This is a genomic window from Nitrosomonas sp. (assembly GCF_022842015.1).
In the GTDB taxonomy this organism is placed as follows: Bacteria; Pseudomonadota; Gammaproteobacteria; order Burkholderiales; family Nitrosomonadaceae; genus Nitrosomonas.
Genome location: NZ_JALHQJ010000062.1, coordinates 1 through 19,228, shown reverse-complemented (window position 1 = coordinate 19,228; position 19,228 = coordinate 1). Strand labels below are relative to the sequence as shown.

Annotated in this window: 22 protein-coding genes, 3 tRNA genes and 1 other RNA gene; 12 read left to right on the top strand and 14 right to left on the bottom strand. The window is 43.0% G+C overall.

The window, feature by feature from the left end; all coding sequences use genetic code 11:
• Positions 1–9: 9 nt before the first annotated feature.
• The 3 genes from Q0C11_RS11465 to Q0C11_RS11455 all read left to right on the top strand — a co-directional run bounded on the left by Q0C11_RS11465 (position 10) and on the right by Q0C11_RS11455 (position 378).
• Positions 10–84 (top strand) — tRNA-Gly (locus Q0C11_RS11465).
• A 112-nt stretch (positions 85–196) separates the two neighbouring features.
• A tRNA-Cys gene (locus Q0C11_RS11460) sits at positions 197–270 on the top strand.
• A 19-nt stretch (positions 271–289) separates the two neighbouring features.
• Positions 290–378 (top strand) — tRNA-Leu (locus Q0C11_RS11455).
• 77 nt (positions 379–455) lie between these two features.
• On the opposite strand, the gene Q0C11_RS11450 is transcribed toward Q0C11_RS11455, so the two are convergent.
• Positions 456–1,298 (bottom strand): inner membrane protein YpjD, encoded by an 843-nt coding sequence (locus Q0C11_RS11450; protein ID WP_293008089.1) that lies wholly within the window; start codon positions 1,296–1,298, stop codon positions 456–458.
• 136 nt (positions 1,299–1,434) lie between these two features.
• On the opposite strand from Q0C11_RS11450, the gene ffh reads away from it, so the two are divergent.
• Positions 1,435–2,784 (top strand): signal recognition particle protein, encoded by a 1,350-nt coding sequence (gene ffh / locus Q0C11_RS11445; RefSeq protein WP_293008087.1) that lies wholly within the window; start codon positions 1,435–1,437, stop codon positions 2,782–2,784.
• A gap of 102 nt (positions 2,785–2,886) precedes the next feature.
• Here the strand turns inward: ffh and dut are convergent, their stop codons facing one another.
• Complete coding sequence (gene dut / locus Q0C11_RS11440; RefSeq protein WP_293008085.1) at positions 2,887–3,336, bottom strand: dUTP diphosphatase; 450 nt, start codon at positions 3,334–3,336, stop codon at positions 2,887–2,889.
• On the bottom strand, positions 3,323–4,549 hold the full coding sequence (gene coaBC, locus Q0C11_RS11435) for a bifunctional phosphopantothenoylcysteine decarboxylase/phosphopantothenate--cysteine ligase CoaBC (protein WP_293008083.1): 1,227 nt from the start codon (positions 4,547–4,549) through the stop codon (positions 3,323–3,325). The genes dut and coaBC overlap by 14 nt, the downstream gene beginning before the upstream one ends.
• 224 nt (positions 4,550–4,773) lie before the next feature.
• Here coaBC and radC point away from each other — a divergent pair, with 224 nt between their 5' ends.
• From radC to rpmG, 3 genes are read left to right on the top strand one after another with little or no spacing between them, the layout of a single operon-like run.
• Entirely contained in the window at positions 4,774–5,448 is a 675-nt protein-coding gene (radC, locus tag Q0C11_RS11430; RefSeq protein ID WP_293008081.1) for a DNA repair protein RadC, read from the top strand.
• Positions 5,449–5,506: 58 nt separating this feature from the next.
• A complete protein-coding gene (gene rpmB, locus Q0C11_RS11425) occupies positions 5,507–5,743 on the top strand; it encodes a 50S ribosomal protein L28 (RefSeq protein WP_293008079.1) in 237 nt (78 codons plus the stop codon).
• 33 nt (positions 5,744–5,776) lie between these two features.
• Positions 5,777–5,932 carry a 50S ribosomal protein L33 gene (gene rpmG, locus Q0C11_RS11420; protein WP_106707874.1) on the top strand — a complete coding sequence of 52 codons (156 nt, stop codon included), beginning with the start codon at positions 5,777–5,779 and terminating at the stop codon, positions 5,930–5,932.
• Between the two features lie 69 nt (positions 5,933–6,001).
• On the opposite strand, the gene Q0C11_RS11415 is transcribed toward rpmG, so the two are convergent.
• The 11 genes from Q0C11_RS11415 to Q0C11_RS11365 form a co-directional block, all read right to left on the bottom strand.
• Positions 6,002–7,192 (bottom strand): fatty acid desaturase, encoded by a 1,191-nt coding sequence (locus tag Q0C11_RS11415; RefSeq protein WP_293008077.1) that lies wholly within the window; start codon positions 7,190–7,192, stop codon positions 6,002–6,004.
• A 302-nt stretch (positions 7,193–7,494) separates the two neighbouring features.
• Complete coding sequence (locus tag Q0C11_RS11410; protein ID WP_293008075.1) at positions 7,495–8,049, bottom strand: pseudouridine synthase; 555 nt, start codon at positions 8,047–8,049, stop codon at positions 7,495–7,497.
• A gap of 41 nt (positions 8,050–8,090) precedes the next feature.
• Positions 8,091–8,543 (bottom strand): histidine phosphatase family protein, encoded by a 453-nt coding sequence (locus Q0C11_RS11405; RefSeq protein ID WP_293008073.1) that lies wholly within the window; start codon positions 8,541–8,543, stop codon positions 8,091–8,093.
• Positions 8,544–8,574: 31 nt separating this feature from the next.
• The gene (locus tag Q0C11_RS11400) at positions 8,575–8,871 is read right to left on the bottom strand and encodes a DUF167 family protein (RefSeq protein WP_293008071.1); all 297 of its coding nucleotides are present in this window, start codon (positions 8,869–8,871) and stop codon (positions 8,575–8,577) included.
• A gap of 11 nt (positions 8,872–8,882) precedes the next feature.
• Positions 8,883–9,458 carry a YggT family protein gene (locus Q0C11_RS11395; protein WP_293008069.1) on the bottom strand — a complete coding sequence of 192 codons (576 nt, stop codon included), beginning with the start codon at positions 9,456–9,458 and terminating at the stop codon, positions 8,883–8,885.
• Between the two features lie 44 nt (positions 9,459–9,502).
• A complete protein-coding gene (gene proC, locus Q0C11_RS11390; RefSeq protein ID WP_293008067.1) occupies positions 9,503–10,315 on the bottom strand; it encodes a pyrroline-5-carboxylate reductase in 813 nt (270 codons plus the stop codon).
• 105 nt (positions 10,316–10,420) lie between these two features.
• The gene (gene mutM / locus Q0C11_RS11385) at positions 10,421–11,251 is read right to left on the bottom strand and encodes a bifunctional DNA-formamidopyrimidine glycosylase/DNA-(apurinic or apyrimidinic site) lyase (RefSeq protein ID WP_293008065.1); all 831 of its coding nucleotides are present in this window, start codon (positions 11,249–11,251) and stop codon (positions 10,421–10,423) included.
• A 14-nt stretch (positions 11,252–11,265) separates the two neighbouring features.
• Positions 11,266–12,123 carry a DUF4340 domain-containing protein gene (locus tag Q0C11_RS11380; RefSeq protein ID WP_293008063.1) on the bottom strand — a complete coding sequence of 286 codons (858 nt, stop codon included), beginning with the start codon at positions 12,121–12,123 and terminating at the stop codon, positions 11,266–11,268.
• Positions 12,120–13,481, bottom strand: coding sequence for a GldG family protein (locus Q0C11_RS11375; protein WP_293008061.1), 1,362 nt, complete (start codon positions 13,479–13,481; stop codon positions 12,120–12,122). The genes Q0C11_RS11380 and Q0C11_RS11375 overlap by 4 nt, the downstream gene beginning before the upstream one ends.
• A gap of 19 nt (positions 13,482–13,500) precedes the next feature.
• Positions 13,501–14,244, bottom strand: coding sequence for an ABC transporter permease subunit (locus Q0C11_RS11370; RefSeq protein WP_293008059.1), 744 nt, complete (start codon positions 14,242–14,244; stop codon positions 13,501–13,503).
• Positions 14,245–14,263: 19 nt separating this feature from the next.
• Positions 14,264–14,995, bottom strand: a complete 732-nt coding sequence (locus Q0C11_RS11365; RefSeq protein ID WP_293008057.1) for an ABC transporter ATP-binding protein — start codon at positions 14,993–14,995, stop codon at positions 14,264–14,266.
• 457 nt (positions 14,996–15,452) lie between these two features.
• Here Q0C11_RS11365 and Q0C11_RS11360 point away from each other — a divergent pair, with 457 nt between their 5' ends.
• From Q0C11_RS11360 to ssrA, 5 genes are all read left to right on the top strand, one after another.
• Positions 15,453–16,112 carry an OmpA family protein gene (locus tag Q0C11_RS11360; protein ID WP_293008055.1) on the top strand — a complete coding sequence of 220 codons (660 nt, stop codon included), beginning with the start codon at positions 15,453–15,455 and terminating at the stop codon, positions 16,110–16,112.
• A gap of 81 nt (positions 16,113–16,193) precedes the next feature.
• Positions 16,194–17,534, top strand: coding sequence for a TRZ/ATZ family hydrolase (locus Q0C11_RS11355; protein ID WP_293008053.1), 1,341 nt, complete (start codon positions 16,194–16,196; stop codon positions 17,532–17,534).
• A gap of 10 nt (positions 17,535–17,544) precedes the next feature.
• A complete protein-coding gene (ubiG, locus tag Q0C11_RS11350; RefSeq protein WP_293008051.1) occupies positions 17,545–18,252 on the top strand; it encodes a bifunctional 2-polyprenyl-6-hydroxyphenol methylase/3-demethylubiquinol 3-O-methyltransferase UbiG in 708 nt (235 codons plus the stop codon).
• 27 nt (positions 18,253–18,279) lie between these two features.
• Positions 18,280–18,927, top strand: a complete 648-nt coding sequence (locus tag Q0C11_RS11345; RefSeq protein WP_293008049.1) for an HAD family hydrolase — start codon at positions 18,280–18,282, stop codon at positions 18,925–18,927.
• A 90-nt stretch (positions 18,928–19,017) separates the two neighbouring features.
• Positions 19,018–19,228: a transfer-messenger RNA gene (ssrA, locus tag Q0C11_RS11340) on the top strand; the annotation flags it as partial.

Sequence of the window (19,228 nt, the reverse complement as noted above, 5' to 3'; positions counted from 1 at the left end):
CTTCATAGTGCGGGAATAGCTCAGTGGTAGAGCACAACCTTGCCAAGGTTGGGGTCGCGAGTTCGAGCCTCGTTTCCCGCTCCATTTTCTAATGAAAATGGTATATGTGAAATGTTATTTTATTGTCGGAAATCGAATGGTCTGTTACAGGCTTTTCCCGTAAGACTCACAGCACGCATGAAAATCATGCAAAAATGGCGGGGTGGCAGAGTGGTCATGCAGCGGCCTGCAAAGCCGTCTACGCCGGTTCGATTCCGACCCCCGCCTCCATCGATCTAAAATTTCTATCGCCCGGGTGGTGAAATTGGTAGACACAAGGGACTTAAAATCCCTCGGGCCGAAACGCCCGTGCCGGTTCGATTCCGGCCCCGGGCACCAATTCAAAATTTCACACCGTATCAGAACCGAGAAGTTAAATACCTAGAGGTTGTACTAAAAATAAAGGTGATTTAACTTTAGTGGCGATTTAATACGATTTCTAACACAAATTTGCTACCAATATAAGCCAGTAACAATATAACAAATCCGGCTAAGGTCCATCGAATCGCTATGCGCCCTCGCCACCCATAGAATTGTCGACCTGCCAATAACGCCGCAAAGACCCCCCACGAGATAAAGCCAAATAGAGTTTTATGAGAAAATGTCAGCGATTGGCCAAATACTTCTTGCGAAAACACAATACCGCTCATGAGCGTTAATGTGAGTAAAATAAACCCGACCCAGATGATATGAAACAGTAATTTTTCCATTGCCAACAGTGGTGGCAAATTGGTAAATACTGAACGTGACGCAGGATGATGCAATTGGCGTTCTACGACTGTCATTAACAGCGCATGTAGCGCCGCTATTGTCAGCAAGCTATAAGCCATCATTGCAACCAACAAGTGCGCTTTGAATGCAGGTAATTCCGTATTCTCAAGCGGACGCAGGGACGGAAAAATAAACGGTAACAATACTGCGATTGCTGCAGCCCATGCAATGGGTGCGACTAAAGATTGCAACCCTTGTAAGCGTTTAAAAAATCCTGAAAACCAATAAATGAAAGCGGTCAACCAAACAATGGTTGAGATTGCATTGCTCAAACCAAAGCTAAGTCCTGAACCAACAAACATGGATTGATAAAGTGTTAGGGCATGCAGCAGCAAGGGAACAAGCATGGCATAATGCATCCACGTAACTTTCACTAACACATGATCGCCCACGTCAGATGCCGTTTGGCTCCATGTATTTCGCCAGAAAAACCAACCAATCAGTATATAAAGCAAAAAGGCTGCGAGATAAGTTAAAATGCTGGTCATTGATAGTTCTAATTTGATTTGCCGAAATAATTGTTTAGTCTACATGGCACGTTAGCAAATTCAAAGAGCTGATCCAGATATTTATTAGAATGGGTCATCATTTTGTTCTCTAATTATTGATTTATGAGGTTTAAGTATGTTTGACAATCTGACCGGTCGACTCAGCGGAGTCATCAAGACATTACGTGGCGAGGCAAGGCTTTCTGAAAGTAATATCCAGGATGCTTTGCGGGAAGTTCGTCTAGCGCTATTGGAAGCGGATGTTGCTTTACCAGTGGTGAAAGATTTCATCGCACGTGTCAAAGAAAAAGCTATCGGTCATGAAGTGATGGGTAGCCTGACTCCAGGGCAAGCGCTGGTTGGGGTGGTTCATCAAGAACTCATTACGATCATAGGTGGAGAAAAAGTTGATCTTAACCTTGCTACAGTTCCTCCTGCAGTTATTCTCATGGCGGGATTACAAGGTGCCGGCAAAACCACGAGCAGCGGGAAGCTGGCTAAATGGTTAATGGAAAACAAAAAAAAGAAAGTATTGCTGGTTTCCTGTGATATTTATCGCCCCGCTGCGATTCATCAACTTGAGCTTCTGGCCAGTCAAGTGGGCGCCGATTTTTTTCCTGTTCAAGTGGGGCAAAAACCCAGTGAAATCGGCGTAGCTGCATTGGATTTTGCGCGCAGGCATCATCATGAAGTGATGATTGTTGACACCGCCGGCCGGTTAGGTATTGATGAGGCCATGATGCAAGAAATCAGCGAGCTTGGAGCACTTCTGCAACCCATTGAAACTTTATTTGTTGTCGATGCAATGCAAGGACAAGATGCGGTAAATACTGCCAAAGCATTTTCCGATGCATTACCTCTAACGGGTGTCATTCTCACCAAACTCGATGGTGATGCACGCGGCGGCGCGGCATTGTCAGTTAAGCAAATCACTGGAAAACCGATCAAATTTGCCGGCGTCGCAGAAAAATTAACAGGCTTGGAAGCATTTCATCCCGATCGAATGGCCTCTCGCATTTTGGGTATGGGTGACGTACTCGGCTTGATTGAGGAAGCGCAGCGCAGCGCTGATCAGCAAGAAGCTGAGAAATTGATGAAGAAAATGAAATCGGGTAAAGCATTTGACCTGGATGATTTCAAGGCACAGTTCCAGCAAATGCGTAATATGGGTGGGATGAACGCCCTGATGGATAAATTACCCGCTCAATTCAGCCAAGCAGCGCAAAACGTTAAAGTGGACGACAAAATAATCAATCGGACAGAAGGCATAATCAATTCCATGACCAAGCAAGAACGTGCTAAACCAGAAATTCTGAAAGCCTCACGAAAACGCCGAATCGCTGCAGGTGCAGGCGTATCCGTACAAGAAGTTAATCGCTTGCTGGCACAATTTGAGCAAGCCAGAAAAATGATGAAAATGATGAACAAAGGGGGAATGGCAAAAATGATGCGTGGAATCAAAGGGATGCTTCCACGCCCTCATTAGAAACATAGGCCTTCTTCGCAATCCAATATCGCGCGCATATTGCTTTGAATCACACATAAGAAATATTCAGAATAACACTCCATGATCGATAAAGTTCGCTTATCAGTGCTTTCCTGTACTGCCAAATCCATCTGCGCCACGGTGGCTACGGTCAAAATTGTCTACTCGATTAAACGTTACCTGAATCACGGGAACCACAACGAGCTGAGCAATTCGCTCTAATGGATTAAGATGAAAAGCTGTTTGGCTACGATTCCAGCAGGAAACCAATATTTGTCCTTGGTAGTCCGAGTCAATTAAACCGACTAGATTTCCTAATACAATCCCGTGCTTATGACCTAACCCTGAGCGAGGCAATATCAACGCCGCCAATCCTGTATCAGCCAAATGTATTGCGATACCCGTCGGAATAAGATTAGTTTCCCCTGGATTGATCACCATCGGCTGCTCAATACATGCACGCAAATCCAATCCGGCCGAGCCTGGCGTGGCATACGCTGGAAATTGTTCAATTAAACGATCATCGAGAATTTTAATATCAATACTTTTCATTCTTTTTAAATTTTGTGTTGTACAGTAAGTGAATATGCTTCATTAAACGCCGTGCTTGCTCTATTTTTGCTGCTTTGGGGAAAACGTGTTTACCATCGTCATCCAGTAAAATTAATTCACTCTCATCAGAACCAATCGCATCCTGAGCCAGATTGGCAACTAATAAAGGTAACTTCTTCCTATTTCTTTTCGCTGCTGCACTCTTCTCGAGATCTTCTGTTTCCGCTGCAAAACCAACGCAGAAAGGCGCATTAGGCAATGTAGATACCGCCATCAGAATATCCGGATTAGGCGTCAACTCTACTGATAGCTTGTTAGTGGATTTTTTTAGTTTTTGCTGACTGATGCTTGCTGCGCGGTAGTCAGCAACAGCAGCGACACTGATAAAAATATCAGCTTGTGACACTTCTGTCTGCACTGCACGCAACATTTCTTCAGCACTTACTACCGGAATAAACTTATCAACTGCAGGTGATGATAAACATGTCGGCCCGGAAATCAAAGTAACTTTTGCATCCATTTCCAATGCCGCTTTAGCAACAGCATATCCCATTTTTCCGGAGCTATTGTTGGTAATTCCTCGCACAGCATCAATCGCTTCATACGTAGGCCCGGCTGTTACCAGAATATTTTTACCCCTTAATAAAGTATCAGCTTGGATAACAATTTGCACTGCTTCCATCAGTTCATTCACTTCCAGCATGCGTCCCATACCTATTTCTCCGCAAGCTTGCTCGCCACTGGCCGGACCGATTATTTTCACACCATCTTGACGTAACAATGACAAATTACGTTGCGTTGCAGGATTTTGCCACATTTGCTGGTTCATTGCCGGTGCTATCATAAGCAGGCAATCACGTGCTATGCATAATGTCGATAGCAAATCATCTGCCAATCCATTGGCAAGCTTGGCAATAAAATTTGCGCTGGCTGGCGCCACTAAAATCATGTCGGCATCACGAGATAGTTGGATATGCGCCATATCGCACGCAGTATTGGCTTCCCACAAATCAGTGTAAACAGGATTACCCGTTAATGATTGAAAAGTTGCTGGACCTATAAAACGGCAAGCCGTTTTAGTCATGACTGTTTGCACATCAACTCCATCCTGAGTTAGTTGGCGAGCCAATTCCACCACTTTGTACGCAGCCACGCCGCCAGTTATTCCCAACAGCACGCGTTTCTTCGACACAACCGACACTCCTGTTCTCATTACAAATAATATCTCTAATAAATTTAATCTTGCTAAAACGATAAGCTATCAAATCACTGAAACAGCGACTGATTATCCCGCTCAATTTGACCGCCCTGATGCCGCTATCAGTTAATTATCGATGGTTAGCCACACGTCACCTCGTTAATCAACAATTAAAACAATTTAGTAACAAAATATGTTACTAAATCCATTTTACATCACTGTGAGCCACATCATAGTTTATGGCAATTACAAATTGGCCAATATCTGAACGTCCACGTGAAAAACTGTTGCAGAAAGGTGCTTCAACACTTTCTGATACAGAACTACTGGCTATATTTTTACGTACCGGAATAAGCGGAAAAAGTGCTGTAGATCTCGCAAGAGAATTACTTTCCCGTTTCGGTAATTTAACTAATGTTTTTGCAGCTAGTCAGACAAGCTTCTGTCAATTACCTGGAATGGGCATTGCAAAATACGCGCAACTACAAGCGGTATTAGAAATGGCTCGCCGCACCTTAGGTGAAGAACTGAAATGCGGTAATGTGATGAATTCGCCGAGCCTAGTCCGGGATTTTCTACGTCTGAGTTTATCAAACAAACCGCATGAAGTGTTTATCGGCATTTTCCTTGATGCAAAAAATCATACCATTGCCACAGAAGAACTATTTAGTGGAACACTGACACAAGCCAGCGTTTATCCCAGAGAAGTTATCAAGCGCGCTTTATATCATAATGCAGCTGCAATTATCTTTGCGCACAATCACCCTTCCGGTATTGCAGAACCCAGTCATGCTGATAAAGTATTAACCCAATCCCTGAAACAAGCATTGGCTCTCATTGATGTAAAAGTATTGGACCACTTCATTGTGGGTAACGGTATTGCCCTTTCATTTGCTGAGCATGATTTAATTTGAGCAAACACTCCGAATCAGGATATAATCCCTTCCTTTAAAGAATTCTGGAGTGCGCTATATGGCACGAGTATGTGAAGTAACTGGCAAGAAACCGATGTCTGGTCATAATGTTTCTCACGCAAACAATAAAACTAAAAGACGTTTTTTACCCAATCTGCAACACCGAAAATTCTGGGTTGAGAGTGAAAACCGCTGGATTAAGCTGCGATTAACTAATGCGGCATTACGTACTATTGATAAGAATGGTATAGATGCAGTATTGGTAAAAATGCGATTAGAAGGCAAAAACGTTTAAAAACTTTTCAAGATTAACTATGGAGTTATCGTTATGCGTGAAAAAGTAAAACTTGAGTCCTCAGCTGGAACAGGGCATTTTTATACAACCACCAAGAATAAACGGGCTAAACCTGAAAAAATGGAATTTATGAAATTTGATCCTGTTGCGCGTAAGCACGTTTTATATAAAGAGACAAAACTCAAATAAGATTTCGCACTTATTTAGCCAATAAAAAACCCGCATATGCGGGTTTTTTATTGGCATCCGTTCAAGATATTAGGCGTAGCACCGTAGTCGCTGAGAAAATGCTCTCAATACTTCGATCCCACTCTCCTCCGCACGGCGACACCAGTCTTCCAATTGTTTAACCAATTCTTCCGTTGTTGCAGTAGATCGTTGCCAGATTTGAGCTAACTCGTCACGCATGGTATAGACTTTATCAAGATTTTTAACATTGCTGAGCACTTGAGTTAATTTCTCACGCTCATGATCTTGCAAAGTTTTAGAATCAGCCAGAATCCAACGCTTCAAGGTAGAACTATCCACTCCATACTTTGCAGTTGCTTCTTTTAAATGAATCATTTCTTTTGCAAAAATTGTTTTTAATGATTTCGTATACTTTGCAAGCACCTCATAACGGTGAGATATTACAGCTTGTAATGTATCTGAATCACATTGAGTTTTCGCTTGGTCAAAACGCAATTTGGGTGCAATCTTTTTGACTTTTGCAAGTCCCAGCATTTCCAAAATTCGAATATACATCCAGCCAATATCGAACTCATACCATTTATTAGACAAGCGCGCAGATGTCGCATATGCATGATGATTGTTATGCAACTCCTCCCCACCAATCAAAATACCCCAAGGAACAATATTTCTGCTGGCATCTTCTGCTTGGAAATTGCGATACCCCCAGTAATGGCCAACGCCATTAACAATACCCGCAGCAAAAATAGGAGCCCACAACATTTGAATCGCCCAAATAGTAATCCCAATTGGCCCGAACAAAATTATGTTAACAATCAACATAAGGGCAACGCCTTTGGCGCTATGCTTGCTATACACATTACGTTCTAGCCAGTCATCGGGAGTGCCATAACCATATCTTCTCAGAGTATCCTCGTTTTTAGCTTCTGCTCGGTAAAGCTCCGAACCTTCTGCCAATACTTTCTTGATGCCAAAAATAACTGGACTATGCGGATCATCTTTGGATTCACATTTTGCATGATGTTTGCGATGAATTGCCGTCCATTCTTTCGTAACCATTCCAGTTGTTAACCATAGCCAGAAACGGAAAAAATGACTCGGTATTGCATGCAACTCCAGAGCTCTGTGCGCCGAATGACGATGCAAATAGATTGTAATAGCAGCAATTGTAATATGTGTAAAAATCAGGGTAATAACAATATACCCCCACCATGGCATATCAATCACACCTGAAATTAAATTCAGAAATTCATAAATCATATAATTTATCATCCCATTAAAGGCCTATACTTCATAACACAGGCCCATTTAATAAAAAACCCAACAACATCTATCCAATTGAATCAATCGGTTTATTCATATCAGAAACTACTATGCTAAATATCTAGCTATTTTATTCTTTAATTTAAAATATTACACTATCACATATCTGAAAGGAAATATTACTCTTTTCAGCTTACTATTTACAAAGTAAATCTCAGCAAACAAAATACTATGATTCTTAACTAGGAAATCATTTTTCATAAAAACTTCAGAGAAAGATCTAGCAATTTTTATTTATCCTAGCCTATATCAGAATCAGCAAGCATGCGCCATTCTCCTGGCACGATACCTTGCAATGTATACAAACCAATTGCATATCGGATTAATCGCAGCGTAGGAAAAAATACCGCCGCAGTCATCCGCCTTACTTGGCGATTCTTGCCTTCCTTGAGAACCAAAGACAACCAAGCAGTCGGAATATCCTTGCGAAATCGAATGGGTGGTTTTCTTTGCCAGAGAAAGCTGGGCTCATCCATCAAGCTTACCTGCGCAGGTTGTGCCTTAAAATCATTAAGAACCACGCCACGGCGCAACGCATTAAGTGCAACATCATCCGGCTTACCTTCCACTTGAACCCAATAGGTTTTCGGTAGTTTAAACTTTGGGCTGCAAATTCTATTTTGCAGCTTACCATTGTCGGTCAATAACACCAAACCTTCGCTATCGGCATCTAATCTTCCTGCCGGGTAAAAATCCGACAAAGGAATAAAATCGCGCAATGATTGATGTCCATCTACTCGTGTGAATTGGCAGATCACCCCAAAGGGTTTATTGAACAAAATTATCCTAGGCATGATAAGGCATCATATATGCATAATATTTGACTTCAACTTATTCATAACATTTCAGGATAGATCACAGTATGCAACACTGGTTCAAATCCGTTCTCATTTTTTTGAGACCGAATCCACCAGATAGAGCCTTTTTTCACACTCAGCCTAGCAGGAATAACTGGAATCAAATGACTGACCACATTTCCCAATGTTGGTTGATGGCCGACAATTACAACCGCGCCTTGATAATTAGGCCAATCAGCTACAGCAAGAATGTCGTGAGCATTTGCACCAGGGCCAATTGCGGCCTCCGTTATAAAATCGGATCGTAGCGCCATTGCTGTCTGCTGTGTACGTTGCGTTGGGCTCACTATCACCGTAGTATTCTCCGGCAATTTAGATTGAAGCCAGCCAGACATACGGTTCGCCTGATTTAATCCTTTTTCGGTCAACTTACGAGCCGCATCGGGAAAGCCATCCTCAGCTTCTGCGTGCCGCCATAAAATCAAATCCATGATGTTTTATCAAGTGAATCATTCATTGCTACTAGCCCTGCAATATATTAAATAACGCACTCGGACCATGCATAGGCCGATGAATCATGATTATTTTATGTCGTGACTTGTCACCCTGCTTCAATATCACTTGCCCAATAGGCACATCAAATTTCGTTGCAAGAAATCTAATCAATACCAAGTTAGCTTTGCCTTCCACAGGTGCTGCTGCAAGTTTTATTTTAAGCGCGTCACCATGTAAACCAACTGCTTCAGTAGTTTTTGCACGGGTCTGGATATGCAGTGTCAGAACGAGATTGTTTGTTTCATCATATCGATACCAACTCACTTGCAATGCACTTATCTCAACATTGCAGCAATTTCCGTATGTATTCCCGCAACTACCATCAACAATACTTGGATTAAAATCAGCACAAACAACGGTGACAAATCTACATTAGCAATAGGCGGGATATTCTTACGAAAAACAGCGAGAAATGGGCGAGTAAAACTATCCAGCAATGGCGCCAGTGGACTATTTGGGTTAACCCAAGACAAAACAGCTTGTACAATGATCATCAGTAATACAATATAAAGCGTTGTTTTAATAATTTCAACAATACCCAGCAACCCGATGACTCCCGATGAAGCTATGATATTCGACTCAAAGTTATAGCCTTGCATCACATAGACGATGCTCACAACGACACATTCCAGCAACCAAGCAAGCATCAGTGTAGATAAATCAATACCTGCCCAACCGGGAATAATACGACGCGCAGGTCTCACAATAAAATCAGTCACCGCAATCAAAAACTGAGATACCGGATTGTAGTAAGGGACTCGCAACAACTGAAAGTAAAAGCGCAACAATAACGCCAAAGAGAACAGCCCCAAAGTAGTATCAAGAAGAAAAACAAAGATCTGATCGGACATAGATATTTCCTAAAAAAAGATAATGGATAGTTGTTTTTTTAACCTTATCTTCTACCGAATTCATCACTCATCTCATGTGAGCGATCACTTGCAGCATGGATGGCGGTTATGATCTTACACTTAATATCACTTTTTTCCATAGCTTGAATTGCCCGTTCGGTAGTGCCACCTTTAGAACTTACCCGAGTGCGCAGTGTAACTATATCTTCATCACTCAAACTGGCCAGCTTACTAGCCCCGACAAAAGTCTGTAAACTGAGTTGTCTGGCTTGAGCCGGTGTCAACCCCAATTCTATCCCTGCTTGCTGCATGGATTCAATAAAATAAAAAACATACGCGGGTCCACTACCGGAAATTGCGGTTACTGCATGTAACATTTCTTCTTCTGCCACCCACAGTGTCGTGCCTACTGCAGCCAGAATCGATTCAGCATTACTTTTATCTTGGTCATTCACGCGTGAAGCTGCATAAAGACCCGTAACACCTGAACGCACAAGCGAAGGCGTGTTTGGCATAGCACGCACCACTCTTTCATAACCGCCCAACCAGCGCATAATATCTGATGCACGGATGCCCGCTGCAATCGATATTATTAATTGATCCTTCAATAAAGACGCAAGATCCTGAGTCAATTCATACAACTGTTGGGGTTTCACGGATAATAAAACAACATCACCCCTTGTAACACCGTCAGCAAGATCACTTGTTGCCAGAACACCAAAATCAAGTTTTAATTTCTCACAGTTTTCTGCATTAATTTCGACCACATGCAACTGTTCAGCTGCAAAGCCTTGCTGCAGCAATCCGCTGATTAATGCGGCAGCCATATTGCCGCCGCCAATGAATGTAATATTCATATTAACCTTGTAATGAGTTGATTGATCCATCAGAAAGCGGAAGAATCTGCACTTAAAATAATTCGCGCAGACTATTCATAATCCGACTCGAGTTGTAAATCTTCCTCAACGCTGACAGCTCGGACAATAAAAACTGGAACGCTGACCTTGCTTAATCTGCTTAATTACAGTTGTACATTGCTTGCACTGTTTACCACTGCGCCCATAAACCCAATATTGTTGTTGAAAATACCCTGGAGTTCCATCACTGCGTACAAAGTCGCGCAAGCTACTGCCCCCAGCTTCTATCGCCAACTGCAAAGTGTGCTTAACCGCTTGAACCAATCTTTCATAACGCCTTTGACCAATTCTGCCAGCCATTACTTTGGGATTAATCCCGGCCAGAAACAAAGCCTCATTCGCGTAAATGTTACCAACACCCACTACTGCCTGATTATTCATCAAAGTTTGTTTGATACACGCACGCAATCCTCGGGTTCTTGCAAAAAAACGTTGTGCATTAAAATCTGCTGTCAACGGTTCCGGACCCAAATTCATCAGTAGGGGATGCTGCGCAACATTTCCCCTATGCCATAGCACCGCACCAAAGCGGCGCGGGTCGTGCAACCTAAGAATGGTCTGATCATTAAGAATTAAATCAAAATGATCATGCTTCCGCGGCAATTCTGGCGATTGCACCAATTTTGGCAATAAAACACATAAACTGCCTGACATTCCCAAATGAAGAATCAATGTTCCTCTGCCGCAATCCAATAACAGATATTTGGCCCGTCGCACCACCGTTTGAATCGTCAGCCCCGGCAATAATTCGGGCAAATCCTGTGGTATTGGCCAACGCAGCATTGCATTACGAATAATAACGTTTGCAATCACTTTACCGATCAAATGCGGAGCAATGCCACGACACGTTGTTTCGACTTCTGGTAATTCCGGCATCGGTGTTCAGAAATTTATTGATTCAGCAATATTGTGCTTGGATCAATTAATTGCTGCCCCACTTCAATCGGAAATTGATAGCCAACTCCCTCTGCCCTGCGTAGCAGCGCTATCGAATATTCATTTTGTAGCATGTTGAATTTTACTATGTTTCCATTCTGCATACTGATTTGTATAACGCCTCTTTCAACAAAACCAGAATCAAGCTCGCCCTCCAATTTCACCGCTTCAGCTCGGGTAGTTTGCCACAATTGAATCCACCGCGTGAGCATTTCATCATCAAATCCATCATTAGAATAATGTTTGATGGTGCGCCAGCTGTCATTTTGAAATTCCACTACCCATTGATCCACTTCAAATCTGACAGGAATCTCATCGGGCGCCAGTAATTCTGAGTGAATTAGATCGCTGACAGCTAACAACATGGCAAGCGCATAGCGCGGTGAAATTAAATAAACAAAGTCATTGGTCACAACATATTGTTGATTAGTTGTCGATGAGAACCCGCCAAAACCGAAATACTCTTTGTCAACATACAACTGAAGATAAGGCCGATCCAGATTAAATCGCTCCAGATCTTCCAGTGCAAAACGCTGATGGCTACTTGCCTTCAAGATTTTCAGAACTTCTCCGATTTTTTTCTCATCCGCTCTTGCCTGTATCGGTTCTATCATCCGCCATTGATCATTCGATTGCTCTAAAACAATTTCTTGCAGCTTATTCAGGATGCGCACACTCTGCACGGACTCAACCGTGGTTGCAGAAATCGGATATTCCTGAATCGCATCAGATTGTGGCCTAAAATAGAGAAACGCCACCAAACCTGCGATGGTAGCAAGCATAATCAGATTTAAACGAGAGTGATGAGTCATTTTGCTATTCTTCTGCGACGCCACCAAATAACAAATCCACATATCAGAAAGAATGTGGGTAGGAATACAAGAAAACCCACGGCAATCAAAGTAAGCTCAGATTCACTTAAAATCAAACTACTATCTATTGTTGCACGTGGCTGTATCACAATTAATTCTTCATCACCCGTCAACCAATTAATTAAATTGACGCCAAAATCCAGGTTGCTACCATTCCCCAAATACATATTAGCTAGAAAGTGCCCACTACCAACAACGACAATGCGTTGTTCGCGATCCCGGATATTACGTGCCAATGCAACCGCTATGCTGACTGGGCCGGGCACATCTGTTGCTTGATCAAACGTAATATTTCCATTCAGATCGCCGGTTTCGATCCAACCCTGCTGAGCCACTTCAACCAATGCGACACTATTCCAGTCTTCATTTTCATTTATCGTAATCTGGCGCGCAAAGGGAAATACCGTAATATAGTCAAAGTTATTGGTTATCACATGTCGCCCATAAATTGCGCCTAATGCAAATGTAATCGGCGCCTTAAGCTGTTCGGCTTGAGGATCAATGACGACGCCCGGAGTAAGCGTTAAACGCAATTTTTCCGTCAATGGCAATAATCCACGCAGTGATTCCTGGTCGACCAACCATAATAAATTACCCCCTCGATCAATATAATTCAGCAGCCTGTCCACTTCTCCTGGCAACAAATCTGCCTGGGGTGAAGCAATCATCAATACACTTGCATTTGCGGGAACATCTTGGTCAATAGCAAAATTCAATGTCTGACTGTTAAAACCATTGGTGCGAAGATATTTGCCAAATTCGCCTAAATCGTAATTGGCATTCCCTTCGAGCCTTCGTTCTCCATGGCCACTCAACGCTACAATCAATTTATCTTCTGCTCGCGCCAGCCGTATCAAAGCATTAGAAAATGCCTGTTCGTTGATGGTAGTTAAATGCTCAGTCCTCTGGTTGTATTGGATTACCAATTCACCATTGACCTTCACGTCAGCTTGCTGAGTCAGTATGGGTTGTTCAACCGGATCAATAAATGTCAGAGAAAGATCCGGTTTTATTCGCTGATAAAGCGCAACAAAATCGGCAATAATTTTTCGAATATCACCTAATTGTGCGTGCTGCTCAGTTGCATAAGCTGTCACTAGGATCGGGGCATGCAATTTTTGCAGAATTTCAATACTGGATTCACTCAAACTATTTCGCCCATTCTGGCTAACATCCCATTGAAAACGATATTGCGCTGCAAAAAAACCAAGCACTGTGACCAATGACAAAAACAAAATAACAAATATGCCATTTTGTATGCGGTAATGCCGTCGGAATTTTTTATCTATTAGTGTCATGCCGTTTCACCAAAATTACTTACCCATGTAAGCGCTCTCCATCCAAGTGACGAATTGTCAGCACTAAGAAAATCACGATAAACAATATACAATAGGCGATACTCAAAGTATCAATCAAGCCCTGATTAAAATGTCTGAAATGCTTCAACAAAGAAATATAGTGAATCCAACCATCTGTTTCACTCGCAACCAGATCAATCATCCACAGTCCTAATAACACCCCTAAAGAACCAATCGCAGCGATCACCGGTTGTGCCGTTAGGCTTGAAACATAAAGGCCGAGCGCGGAGAAGCATGCAGTCACTAAAAATAATCCTAGCACGTTGCTGAGTAACAAGCCTAAATCCAATACACCGCCTATTCGCAATGAAATAGATAATGTGACAATCAACATAATCACGACTGCCAGAAAAATCATTAAGCCTAAAAATTTACCCAGTACAATATCGATGATCGAAACTGGCGAGGAAATTAGTAAAGTCAAAGTGCGGTTGCGGCGCTCTTCGGCCAATAAACGCATAGACAATATCGGTGTTAGCATCAACAAAACAATTGCTGCCAAAGCAAAGACAGGAGAGATAATGACTTCCGTAATTCCCGGGGAATTGATCACTTGCAGCAATTGTGATTGTATCTCAAGAAAAGCATCCAATCGCACTAGAAAAAAACCTGCGAACACGAACTGAATCAGTGCCAGCATTATCCAAGCTAAAGGAGAAATAAACAGCATGCTTAATTCCTTGCGGATAATGGTCACTACCATGATAAATCTTCCTGTTTATTCATGACTGTGTCAGTTGTGTAAATATATATCCCAGATCAGTGTCTTGTTGTCGCAACTCGATCATAGTTTGGTCAAAAACTACCGTCCCCTTGTGCATGATTTGCACTCTGTCACAAACATTTTCAACTTCAGGTAAGATATGTGTTGATAAAATAACACTACTCGTTGTTCCCAATTCTCTGATTAATTGTCTTATTTCTCTAATTTGATTGGGGTCAAGGCCAACCGTTGGCTCATCAAGGATAATCACATCTGGGTTATGAATAATTGCTTGCGCAATGCCCACGCGTTGCTGAAAACCCTTAGATAATGCTCCAATCAAATGCTTGCTCTGATGACCTAAGCCACAACGCTGCTTCACATCTTTTAACACAGTTTGCATGGATTGTTTGTCAACACGATGTAATCGGGCAACCAATAATAAGTATTCATCAACCGTCATATCAAAATAAAGCGGTGGAACCTCAGGCAGAAACCCCAAATGCACCTTAGCTTCTAGCGGCTTATCCAATAAATCAATGCCACAGATTTCTATGCTGCCACCGCTTGGCGCAAGATTTCCCGACAGCATACGCATGGTTGTGCTTTTACCTGCGCCATTCGGCCCGAGCAACCCTAATACCTCTCCTCGCTTTAATTGCAAGTTAACATTATGCACCGCAGCATGATGCCCAAAATTACGACAAAGATTCTGCACTGACAAAGTTACCGACCCCGACGCATCGATCATACAAGCAAGTTCCTATAATTTAATAGTCGTATAAAGAATTTTTAATCGGTGACGTAATCTCAAGCGATCGTGCAATCTAGATTGCACGATTTAATTAATAGTATATATTCGAACTACTCTGGAATTCGCCTACTTTGGCTCAATTACTACAATATCTAATGAAACAAAGCAGTATATCTCTTTTCATTAGAACGAAATTTCTATTATTAACATGAGAACCGCATGATTTTTATCGATTAAACATACTAATTCCCTTAGTTCAATTCAATTTACAACACGTTTCTGTTGCAATTAAACAACATATTAGTTTGCGATAATATGCAAACAAACTGATAATAGAACACTAATTAGCTCGAAGTAGTAGAATAGCAAAGACTTTCAATTGTAATGGCAAGGCATTTACTTGCATTGCCGATAGAACTCTCAGAAACATAGTTTTCATTAAAAGGACAACATCATGAAAAAAACATCAGCCAAAAATACTCTTATTGGAATGATTCTTATACCAGCAATGTTTTCTGGTGCTGTCTTAGCACAAGAAACAAACACAGATCAGTCAACCAAGCCGCAAGCTTACGGCATTGATGGCCGTGGTGAGGTTGCAAGAAACTCAACTGGGTTATGCTGGCGCACCAGCTATTGGACGCCTGCCATGGCAATTCATGAATGTGATCCGGATCTGGTCAAGAAACCTGAAGTAGTAGCAGAAGCGCCTGCGCCTGCACCTGTTAAAACAGCGCCTGAAAAAATCACATTCTCTGCTGATGCATTATTTGATTTTGATAGCTCAAAATTAAAACCCAATGGCATCCAATCTCTTAATGAGTTTGTTACGGGCATAGAGGGTGTAAAATATGATCTCATTATCGCTGTAGGTTATGCTGATCGCATTGGATCAGATGAATACAACAAAGCACTTTCTCTACGCCGTGCTGAGTCGGTAAAAGCACACCTGGTATCTAGAGGCATTGACCCAAGTCTGATCTTTGTTGATGGCAAAGGTGAAGCCAATCCAGTAACTGGCAACAACTGTGCTGGTGAAAGAAGATCCAAAGCGTTGATTGAGTGTTTAGCGCCTGATCGCCGGGTTGAAATTGAAGTGGCAGGTACTCGATAAGCCGCATTAGTTTGTTATTTTTGCTAAAAAAGCCCTGCACATCCCAGCAGGGCTTTTTCTTTTATGCGTATTGCTTAGCAAATGAGTAATCGGAAAGAAATTGATACATTAATTGAAGCGAAATGGATTATTCCTGTTGAACCTGCTGAAATCATACTAAATCAACATGCCATCGCAATTGATCAAGGATTCATCAAAGACATTCTTCCGATAACCGAGGTCAGTCAACGTTACAAACCGCGACAAACACTCACTCTGAGTGATCACGCATTGATTCCAGGATTGATCAATCTGCACACACATGCAGCCATGACGCTCATGCGAGGTCTTGCTGACGATTTACCTCTGATGGAATGGCTCAACAAACACATATGGCCGACAGAAAATCAACATGTCAACGCACAATTTGTACTGGATGGTACTCAGCTCGCTTGTGCCGAGATGATCAAAGGTGGCATTACCTGTTTCAATGACATGTATTTTTTTCCGGAATCCTGTGCGCAAGCCGCGATAAGTTCAGGAATGCGCGCTGCTATTGGTATGATTGTGATTGATTTTCCGACACCTTATGCCAGCGATGCTGACGATTATCTGGCCAAAGGATTGGAACTACGCGACAAGTATCAACACAATTCGCTGCTATCCTTCTGTTTTGCGCCTCACGCGCCCTATACCGTCAGCGACAAAACCTTTAACAGCATTCTGACTTACGCAGAACAACTCGACGCACCGGTTCATACCCATTTGCATGAAACCCAAGATGAAATCCGCATCAACCTGGAATCAAGTGGGGTAAGACCCTTAGAGCGCATGCAACAATTAGGACTACTCAGCCCCAATTTGATCGCCGTGCATATGGTGCATCTGACCGATCATGAAATTAAACTGGCACATCAATATAATTGTAGCATTGCACACTGTCCTTCATCCAATATGAAATTGGCCAGTGGAATTGCACCAATCTCATCATTAGTGAATCAAGGCGTTAATGTCGGCCTCGGAACCGACAGCGCAGCCAGCAATAATCGTTTGGATATGTTTGAAGAAATGCGCCTAGCGGCGCTGCTCGCCAAAGCAACCAGCGGCCGGGCAGATACCCTCCCCGCCCATCAAGTGCTGAAAATGGCTACCTTGAACGGTGCCAATGCATTAGGATTGGGTCAATTAACTGGTTCATTGACCATTGGGAAAGCAGCCGATATCACAGCCATCAATTTCTCCCACCTTAATCTTACCCCTTGCTATGACCCTGTCTCACATTTAGTCTATGCCGCAGGCCGTGAAAACGTGAGCCATGTGTGGGTAAATGGTAGAATGCTGCTGGAAGACAAACAATTGACGACGCTTAACCAAACTGAACTGCAGTATCGCACAACCATCTGGCAAGAACGTATTACGGCAACGTCAAAACAATCGAACTAAAGGAATGCACATGGAAAATGACGGTATTAACGCTGATCCGATGGAACTCGAGAAATTCAGCCAGCTTGCTCACCGCTGGTGGGACCCAAACAGTGAATTTAAACCATTACATGATATCAACCCATTACGCCTTAACTACATCAATGATCTAACTGAAGGACTGGCAGGAAAAACTGTGCTGGATGTCGGTTGCGGTGGCGGCATTCTATCCGAAAGCATGGCATCATTGGGCGCGCATGTCACCGGCATTGATCTGAGCGACAAAGCACTCAAGGTAGCCAAGCTACACCTGCTGGAAAGCGGTCATGACGTAGATTATCGCAAAATCACCGTGGAATCCCTGGCGCAAGAAAAACCGCATCACTATGATGTTGTCACCTGCATGGAAATGCTCGAGCATGTACCCGACCCAATGAGCGTTATTCACTCGTGCACTCAATTGGCAAAACCAAATGGCTGGGTATTTTTCTCAACCATCAATCGCAATCCGAAATCCTATCTGTTTGCCATTATTGGCGCAGAATATGTTTTAAATCTATTGCCGCGCGGCACGCATGAATATGCCAAATTCATCAAACCTTCCGAACTTGCGCGTATGGCGCGTAATGCTGGCCTAACCGACGAAAAATTGATCGGCATGACGTATAATCCGTTTACCAAAATATATGCATTGGAAAATGATATCGACGTCAACTACATCATGGCATATCGCAGCTAACTTACATTTTCTCGCTAAGCGCACTGAATGATTAAAGCTGTTCTCTTTGATTTTGATGGAACACTGGCCGACACCGCGCCCGACCTCGGCCATGCCCTAAACCGGCAACGAATCGCACGCGGTTTAACCGAACTGCCTATTACTCAGATTCGTTCTGTCGCATCCGCAGGCGCGCGTGGATTGCTGGGGCTCAGCTTCAATATCAAACCTGGTGACGATGGCTATGAATCCATGCGCGATGAATTTCTGGATTTTTACACCCAGCGACTGTGTCACGACACTTGCTTGTTTCCAGGCGTTGAAGCACTGTTGAATCAAATGGAGACAATGAATTTACCTTGGGGCATTGTCACCAACAAACCCGCTCGTTTTACACGTCCGTTGATTCAAATTCTCGGTTTAACGCAACGAGTTGCCTGTGTCATATGTGGCGATGAAACCGCCCACATCAAACCACACCCTGAACCGCTCTTGGCAGCCAGCAACAAAATGACCGTTTCCCCTACCCACTGCATTTATCTGGGTGACGACATACGCGATGTCCAAGCCAGTTTGGCAGCCGGTATGCAGCCCATCGTTGCGCGCTACGGCTATCTGGGCAATGATCAACCGCCTGAAACCTGGGGCGCACATCATCTGATTGATCATCCCGAAGAATTGCTAGCTCACCTGTAAAGAAATATTCATTAATTCTGTTAGAATACCCGGCTAGGGCTTGAACTTTTGGAATTCATCACCATCCTAAGCACTACCAAAGCGAATACCGGGGACGATCTGGTTTCGACGTGGGTTGCAAAGCAGCGCAGGGCATACCGAGGATCAGATTACCTCGTAAATCCATCTGAAAACAATAGTCGCAAACGACGAAAACTACGCTTTAGCCGCTTAATTCGGCTAGCCTCTGCACCGATGGGCCTCAACGCCGGGTCTGGCAACAGACAGCAGAGTTACTAACGAGGATCGCGTTCTATAGGGT